This is a genomic window from Pseudomonas sp. NPDC088429 (genome assembly GCF_044753305.1).
Lineage (GTDB): Bacteria > Pseudomonadota > Gammaproteobacteria > Pseudomonadales > Pseudomonadaceae > Aquipseudomonas > Aquipseudomonas rustica.
Genome location: NZ_JBIVMX010000015.1, coordinates 96,380 through 104,259, shown reverse-complemented (window position 1 = coordinate 104,259; position 7,880 = coordinate 96,380). Strand labels below are relative to the sequence as shown.

Sequence of the window (7,880 nt, the reverse complement as noted above, 5' to 3'; positions counted from 1 at the left end):
CTGATCGACCCTGTCGAACGCCAGACCGAAATGCAGGACTGAGGATAATTTTATGCACCCACACTTGATCAAATTACTCAGCCTGTCGGCCCTGACCGTGGGCATTCTCGCGGCCAGCAACGGCGCCCGCGCCGATGAAGGCGCCGCCGCCACGCCGCCAAAGTTCAGCGCCGAACCGTGCTGCAACCTGTGCCCGGCCGCCCATGACGCGAAGAACTACACCACGCGTTATCAGCAGAACTTCACCACGCTGGTGCAGGCGCAAGGCGACTGGCTGTTCCGCACTCAGGAAGATTTGCGCACCGAGTTCAACACCACCCCGGCCGGCTACAAACGCCTGCAACAGCTGCACGATGCGTTCAAGGCCAAAGGCGTCGAGCTGGTGATTGTTTATCAGCCAACCCGTGGCCTGGTGAACCGCAACAAGCTCAACCCGCAGGAAAAAGCCGCGTTCGATTACGAGAAAGCGCTGGGCAACTACAAGACCATGCTCGGCCGTTTCGCCAAGATGGGTTACGTCGTGCCGGATCTGTCGCCGCTGACCAACGAATCGCTGCCAGACACCCTGCCCGCCCACGATTTCTACTTCCGTGGCGACCAACACTGGACGCCATACGGTGCACAGCGCACGGCGAAAATCGTCGCCGAGAAGGTCAAGCAGATCCCGGCCTTCGCCGACGTGCCCAAGCGTGAATTCGAAACCAAACGCTCCGGGCGCATGGGCAAGACCGGCACCCTGCACAACATGGCCGGGCAACTGTGCGGCACCAGTTACGCGATCCAGTACATGGATCAATTCACCACCGAGCCTAAGGGCGAGGCTGGCGACGGCGATCTGTTCGGCGATTCCGGCAACCCGCAAATCACCCTCGTCGGTACTTCGCACAGCGGCAAGAACTACAACTTCGCCGGTTTCCTCGAAGAAGCCATCGGCGCCGACATTCTCAACGTCGCGTTCCCCGGCGGTGGTCTGGAAGGTTCGATGCTGCAGTACCTCGGCAGCGACGAATTCCAGAAGACCCCGCCGAAAATTCTCATCTGGGAATTCTCGCCGCTGTATCGCCTCGACCAGGAGACCATCTATCGCCAAATGATGTCCCTGCTCGACAACGGCTGCGAAGGCAAAGACGCACAGATGTCCGCGAGCACCACGCTCAAGCCGGGCGGCAAACAAGAACTGCTGGTCAACAGCAAGAACCTGAACCTGCAAAACAGCAGCCATCAGGTCGACATCCGCTTCGCCGATCCTTCGGTGAAAACCCTGCAAGCCACCCTCTGGTACATGAACGCTCGCCACGAGCACATCAAGATCGAGAAACCGCAAACCTCCGACACCGACGGTCGTTTCGCCTTTGAGTTGCGCACGGACGAAGACTGGGCCACGCAGAACCTGCTGGCGGTCGAAGTTCAAGGCCCGGAAGCGGGCACCGCGCCGCAAAAAGTCGAAGCGAAAATCTGCAAACGCAACGTATTCCCGGGCGCTGGGCAACAAACCGCTCAGGTCGGGCAATGAGGTCTGCTATGCGAAACTCGAAACTGAAAACTCTTTTAGCGCCGACGCTGCTCGGGCTGGCGATCTTCGCCGGCACCGCGCAGGCCGCCGCGCCACTGCGTCCACCTCAGGGCTATTTCGCGCCTGTGGATAAATTCAAGACCGGTGACAAAAGCGAAGGCTGCGACGCGATGCCGACGCCGTACACCGGGCCGCTGCAATTTCGCAGCAAATACGAAGGCTCGGACAAGGCGCGTTCGACGCTGAACGTGCAGTCGGAAAAAGCTTTCCGCGACACCACCAAAGACATCACCACGCTGGAACGCGGCACCGCCAAACGGGTGATGCAGTTCATGCGCGACGGTCGTCCGGAGCAACTCGACTGCACGCTGAACTGGCTGACCGCGTGGGCCAAGGCCGATGCGTTGATGTCGAAAGACTTCAACCACACCGGCAAGTCGATGCGCAAATGGGCGTTGGGCAGCATGGCCTCTTCGTACATTCGCCTGAAATTCTCCGACTCGCATCCGCTGGCGCAGCATCAGCAGGAAGCGCAGGTGATCGAAGCGTGGTTCAGCAAAATGGCCGATCAGGTGGTCAGCGATTGGGACAACCTGCCGCTGGAAAAAACCAACAACCACTCGTACTGGGCCGCATGGTCGGTGATGGCGACCTCGGTCGCGACCAACCGCCGCGACCTGTTTGACTGGGCGGTGAAGGAATACAAGGTCGGCGCCAATCAAGTCGATGCCGACGGTTACCTGCCGAACGAACTCAAGCGCCAGCAACGCGCCCTCGCCTATCACAACTACGCCCTGCCGCCGCTGGCGATGATCGCCAGTTTCGCCCAGGTCAACGGGGTCGATTTGCGTCAGGAAAACAACGGTGCGCTGAAGCGTCTGGGTGATCGGGTGTTGTCGGGGGTGAAAGACCCGGATGAATTCGAGAAGAAGAACGGCAAAGAGCAGGACATGACCGACTTGAAAGAGGACATGAAATTCGCCTGGCTCGAACCGTTCTGCACGCTCTACACCTGTGCGCCGGATGTCATCGAGAAAAAGCGCGGCATGCAGCCGTTCAAGACCTTCCGTCTCGGTGGGGATCTGACCAAGGTCTACGACCCGTCCCATGAAAAGGGCAACAAAGGCTCGTAAGACCACAACCCTGTAGGAGCTGCCGCAGGCTGCGATCTTTTGATCTGGCCTTTAAAGATCAAGATCAAAAGATCGCAGCCTTCGGTAGCTCCTACAGGGGGCATCGAATTTGAGTTGGCCCGCCGGTTTTTCTTGGGGGGTTTGGGGGGGCTTTGGCCCTTGACTGTTGGTTCAAACATGGAGAGATCGGGATGGTATTTTCATCTAACGTGTTCCTGTTTCTGTTCTTGCCGATCTTTCTCGGCTTGTACTACTTGAGCGGGCAACGCTATCGCAATTTGCTGCTGCTGATCGCCAGCTACGTGTTCTATGCCTGGTGGCGTGTGGACTTCCTCGCGCTGTTCGCCGCCGTCACATTGTGGAACTACTGGATCGGCCTCAAAGTCGGTGCCGCCGGTGTCAGAACCAAACCGGCGCAGCGCTGGCTGTTGCTCGGTGTCGCCGTCGATTTGTGCATCCTCGGCTACTTCAAGTACGCCAACTTCGGCGTCGACAGCATCAACGCGATGATGACGTCGGTCGGTCTGTCGCCGTTCATCCTCACCCACGTGCTGCTGCCGATCGGTATCTCGTTCTACATTTTCGAGTCGATCAGCTACATCATCGACGTGTATCGCGGCGACACCCCGGCCACGCGCAACCTGATCGACTTCGCCGCCTTCGTAGCGATCTTCCCGCACTTGATTGCCGGCCCGGTGCTGCGTTTCCGCGACCTAGCCGACCAGTTCAACAACCGCACGCACACCCTCGATAAATTCTCCGAGGGCTGCACGCGGTTCATGCAGGGTTTCATCAAGAAGGTCTTCATCGCCGACACCCTCGCGGTGGTCGCCGACCATTGCTTCGCCCTGCAAAACCCGACCACCGGTGACGCGTGGCTCGGCGCACTGGCCTACACCGCGCAGCTGTATTTCGACTTCTCCGGTTACAGCGACATGGCCATTGGTCTGGGCTTGATGATGGGTTTCCGCTTCATGGAAAACTTCAAACAGCCGTACATCAGCCAGTCGATTACCGAGTTCTGGCGTCGCTGGCACATCAGCCTGTCGACCTGGCTGCGTGACTACCTGTACATCACCCTCGGCGGTAACCGTAAAGGCACGCTGATGACCTATCGCAACCTGTTCCTGACCATGCTCCTCGGTGGTCTGTGGCACGGCGCGAACATCACCTACATCGTCTGGGGCGCCTGGCACGGCATGTGGCTGGCGATTGAAAAAGCGCTGGGCCTGAACACCTCGCCACGCAGCCTCAATCCGATCCGCTGGGCGCTGACTTTCCTGCTCGTGGTGATGGGCTGGGTGATCTTCCGCGCCGAAAACCTGCACGTTGCCGGCCGTATGTACGGCGCGATGTTCAGCTTCGGCGACTGGTCGCTGTCGGAACTCAATCAGGCCAGCCTTACCGGTCTGCAAGTGGCAACTCTGGTAGTGGCGTACGTGACGCTGGCGTTCTTCGGCCTGCGCGATCTGTACACCAACCAGCCACCGGCCAAGAGCAAACCTGAAGTCAACGTTGAGGCCAACGGCCCTGCCACGGCGACTCCGGGAATGATCAAAGCCGCACCCGGCGAAAACCCGGCGAGCATCCATGAGCCTGGCTACACCGTCGGCGTCGAAGCCCAGGTGCAACCGGCCTACTGGAGCGCTGACTGGTCGCGCTACGTGATGCGCGGCCTGATCCTGCTGCTGTTCATCGCCTCGATTCTCAAACTCTCGGCGCAAAGCTTCTCGCCGTTCCTTTACTTCCAGTTCTGAGGGATCTGACATGACCCGCTCATTACGCATCTTCTACATCGCCCTGTTCCTGGTGACCCTGTTGGTCTTGGGTCTGTGGTCGGTTCGCAGCTTCTTCGGCTTCAGCACCAATGCCGATGCGACAGTGCTCAACGGTCGCTGGACCAAGGCTGTGGAAACGCACTACGACGATGAATTCCCGATCAAGCGTCTGGGCACCAACCTCTGGGCCGCGCTGGATTTCAAACTGTTCAACGAAGGTCGTCCGGGCGTGGTGCTCGGTCTCGATCAGTGGCTGTACAGCGATGAAGAATTCAACCCGATCGTCAACGAAGAGCTGAACCTGCAAGGCAACTACGCGCTGGTCGAAGGCGTGCGCCAGACCCTCAAAGAGAAAGGCGTGAAACTGGTGATGGCAATCGTGCCGGCCAAGGTTCGTCTCTACCCGGAGCATCTGGGTGAAGTGAAACCGGCGAGCATCCACGAAAATCTCTATCAGGATTTCCATGCTCGTGTAGCCGCCGACAAGATCCTCGCCCCTGACTTGCTCAAGCCGTTCCAGCAGGCCAAGCAAAGTGGTCAGCAAGTGTTCCTGCGCACAGATACGCACTGGACGCCTGAGGGCGCCGAGATCGCCGCGAACACCCTGGCGAAAACCATCGCCGACAAGTTCCCGCTCAGCGGCGAGCCGCAACGCTTCGTCACCACACCGGCCGAGAAGGTTACACACAAGGGCGATCTGCGCTTGTTCCTGCCGCTCGATCCGCTGTTTGAAAACCTGATGCCGGCGCAAGAGCCGCTGCAAAAGCGCAACACCGTCGCGGCTGGTGATCAGCCTGCCGGAGACGACGCGCTGTTCGCCAGCAATGAAGTGCCGGTGGCACTGGTCGGCACCAGCTACAGCGCCAACCCCAACTGGAACTTCGTCGGTGCCCTGAAACAAGCGCTGCACAGCGACGTGGTGAGCTACGCCGAAGACGGCCACGGCCCGATCCTGCCGATGCTCAGCTACCTGAAAAGCGATGACTTCAAGAACAGCCCGCCACAGGTGCTGATCTGGGAGTTTCCTGAACGATATCTGCCTGTGAACAACGAAATCGGCGACGCCGACCCGCAGTGGGTCGCAGAGCTTAAACAAGCCGGCGCGCGCCAACAAAACGTAGCAATCAACACTAAATCCGAGACGCCCGATCGGGCGCAAAACTGAAAGAGAGGTACACCATGACTTTCACTACTACTCCTCGTCGTCTCGCAAAACGCATTGCACTGGTTGCAGGTTTGAGCGTGCTGTCGGTTCAAGCTTTCGCCGGTGGTGACGCCGCACTTTATGGCCCGACTGCACCGAAAGGCTCGTCCTTCGTGCGTGTCTACAACGCCAGCAACGCTGAAGTCAGCGCCACCGTCGGCAGCACCAACCTGAGCGACGTTGCGCCACTGGCCAGCAGCGACTTCAGCTTCATGCCGGGCGGTGATTACAGCGCCAAAGTCGGCAGCCAGACCCTGCCGGTGAAACTCGCCGGTGACCACTACTACACCCTGGTCAACAACGCTTCCGGCGCGCCGCAGCTGATCGAAGAGCCGCCGTTCAAGAACAAGCAGAAATCCCTGGTACGCGTGCAGAACCTCAGCGACAAGCCGCTGACCCTGAAGACCGCCGACGGCAAGACCGACGTGGTGCCGAACGTGGCCGCCAAGGGCCGTGGCGAACGTGAAATCAACCCGGTGAAAGTCAGCCTGGCGCTGTACGAAGGTGACAAGAAAGTCGGCGACGTAAAACCGGTCGCCCTTGAGCGCGGCGAAGCTGCGGTGCTGTACGTCACCGGCAGCGGCAGCAGCCTGTCGCCAGTCTGGGTAAAACGCCCGGTGTCGACTCGCTAAACGCTCGAGCTATCAGCTACAAGCCTCAAGCTGCAAGTAAAGCGCTTCTAACTCGCCGCTTGCAGCTTGCAGCTCTCAACTGCATTTTATGGAGTAAACAATATGATTCCGGTGATCTTGTCAGGTGGTAGCGGTTCACGTCTTTGGCCGCTTTCGCGTAAGCAGTTCCCTAAGCAATTCCTCGCCCTGACCGGCGAACACACGCTGTTCCAGCAGACCCTCGAGCGCCTGGTGTTCGAAGGCATGGACACCCCGATCGTGGTCTGCAACAAGGATCACCGCTTCATCGTCAACGAGCAGTTGAGCAATCGCAATCTGGAATGCCAGCGCATCCTGATGGAACCGTTCGGCCGCAACACCGCGCCGGCCGTGGCGTTGACCGCGATGATGCTGGTCAATGAAGGTCGCGACGAACTGATGCTGGTGCTGCCGGCTGACCACGTCCTCGAAGACCAGAAAGCCCTGCAACGCGCCCTCGCCCTCGCCACCGTCGCCGCTGAAAACGGCGAAATGGTGCTGTTCGGCGTACCGGCGACCAAACCGGAAACCGGTTACGGCTACATCAAATCCACTGCGGATTCGCTGCTGCCCGAAGGCGTCAGCCGCGTCTCGCACTTCGTCGAAAAACCTGACGTCAAACGCGCTACCGAGTACGTGCAGTCCGGCGGTTACTACTGGAACAGCGGCATGTTCCTGTTCCGCGCCAGCCGCTTCCTCGAAGAGCTGAAAAAGCACGATCCGGACATCTACGACACCTGCCTGCTGACCCTTGAGCGCAGCGAGCAGGATGCCGACACCGTGACGCTGGACGAAGCCACCTTCGCCTGCTGCCCGGACAACTCCATCGACTACTCCGTGATGGAAAAAACCCAGCGCGCCTGCGTGGTGCCGCTGACCGCTGGCTGGAGCGATGTCGGTTGCTGGTCGTCGCTGTGGGAAGTCAACGAGAAAGACGCCAACGGCAACGTCACCAAAGGCGACGTGGTCATCCAGGACAGCAAGAACTGCATGATCCACGGCAACGGCAAACTGGTGTCGGTGATCGGTCTGGAAAACATCGTCGTGGTCGAAACCAAAGACGCCATGATGATTGCCCACAAAGACAAGGTTCAGGGCGTCAAGCAAATGGTCAACACGCTCAACGAGCAGGGCCGCAGCGAAACCCAGAACCACTGCGAAGTCTATCGTCCGTGGGGCTCGTACGACTCGGTGGACATGGGCGGGCGTTTCCAGGTCAAGCACATCTCGGTGAAACCGGGCGCGTGCCTGTCGCTGCAGATGCACCACCACCGCGCCGAACACTGGATCGTGGTCAGCGGCACCGCCGAAGTGACCTGCGATGAAAACGTGTTCCTGCTCTGCGAAAACCAGTCGACCTACATCCCGATCGCCTCGGTGCATCGCCTGCGCAACCCGGGCAAGATCCCGCTGGAAATCATCGAAGTCCAGTCGGGCTCGTACCTGGGCGAAGACGACATCGAACGCTTCGAAGACATCTACGGCCGCTCCACCCCGATCGAACGCGGCGTGTCGGTGAAAACCATCGCGCAGTAACTGATCGGCAAAACAAGAAGCCCTCGTCCAGCCCGTTGCGTTCCCTATCCGCAGCGGATTGGGCGG

The 7,880-nt window shown here is 59.5% G+C and carries 6 protein-coding genes; all 6 read left to right on the top strand.

The genetic code is table 11. The features are described from left to right. Positions 1–52 precede the first annotated feature (52 nt). The 6 genes from ACIP66_RS11150 (at position 53) to ACIP66_RS11125 (ending at position 7,814) form a co-directional block, all read left to right on the top strand. Positions 53–1,513, top strand: coding sequence for an alginate O-acetyltransferase (locus ACIP66_RS11150; RefSeq protein ID WP_400647960.1), 1,461 nt, complete (start codon positions 53–55; stop codon positions 1,511–1,513). A gap of 8 nt (positions 1,514–1,521) precedes the next feature. Continuing rightward, a complete protein-coding gene (locus ACIP66_RS11145; RefSeq protein ID WP_400647957.1) occupies positions 1,522–2,646 on the top strand; it encodes a mannuronate-specific alginate lyase in 1,125 nt (374 codons plus the stop codon). A gap of 191 nt (positions 2,647–2,837) precedes the next feature. Beyond that, positions 2,838–4,403, top strand: a complete 1,566-nt coding sequence (locus ACIP66_RS11140) for an MBOAT family protein (RefSeq protein WP_053117293.1) — start codon at positions 2,838–2,840, stop codon at positions 4,401–4,403. 10 nt (positions 4,404–4,413) lie between these two features. Beyond that, positions 4,414–5,589, top strand: coding sequence for an alginate O-acetyltransferase (locus ACIP66_RS11135; RefSeq protein ID WP_400647954.1), 1,176 nt, complete (start codon positions 4,414–4,416; stop codon positions 5,587–5,589). A gap of 14 nt (positions 5,590–5,603) precedes the next feature. Continuing rightward, entirely contained in the window at positions 5,604–6,260 is a 657-nt protein-coding gene (locus ACIP66_RS11130; protein WP_105705573.1) for an alginate O-acetyltransferase AlgF, read from the top strand. A 102-nt stretch (positions 6,261–6,362) separates the two neighbouring features. Continuing rightward, positions 6,363–7,814 (top strand): mannose-1-phosphate guanylyltransferase/mannose-6-phosphate isomerase, encoded by a 1,452-nt coding sequence (locus ACIP66_RS11125; protein ID WP_159812211.1) that lies wholly within the window; start codon positions 6,363–6,365, stop codon positions 7,812–7,814. Positions 7,815–7,880: the final 66 nt, after the last annotated feature.

Coding starts and splice junctions, on each gene's coding strand:
- ACIP66_RS11150 (WP_400647960.1), top strand. CDS start 53: ATGCACCCACACTTGATCAAATTACTCAGCCTGTCGGCCCTGACCGTG.
- ACIP66_RS11145 (WP_400647957.1), top strand. CDS start 1,522: ATGCGAAACTCGAAACTGAAAACTCTTTTAGCGCCGACGCTGCTCGGG.
- ACIP66_RS11140 (WP_053117293.1), top strand. CDS start 2,838: ATGGTATTTTCATCTAACGTGTTCCTGTTTCTGTTCTTGCCGATCTTT.
- ACIP66_RS11135 (WP_400647954.1), top strand. CDS start 4,414: ATGACCCGCTCATTACGCATCTTCTACATCGCCCTGTTCCTGGTGACC.
- ACIP66_RS11130 (WP_105705573.1), top strand. CDS start 5,604: ATGACTTTCACTACTACTCCTCGTCGTCTCGCAAAACGCATTGCACTG.
- ACIP66_RS11125 (WP_159812211.1), top strand. CDS start 6,363: ATGATTCCGGTGATCTTGTCAGGTGGTAGCGGTTCACGTCTTTGGCCG.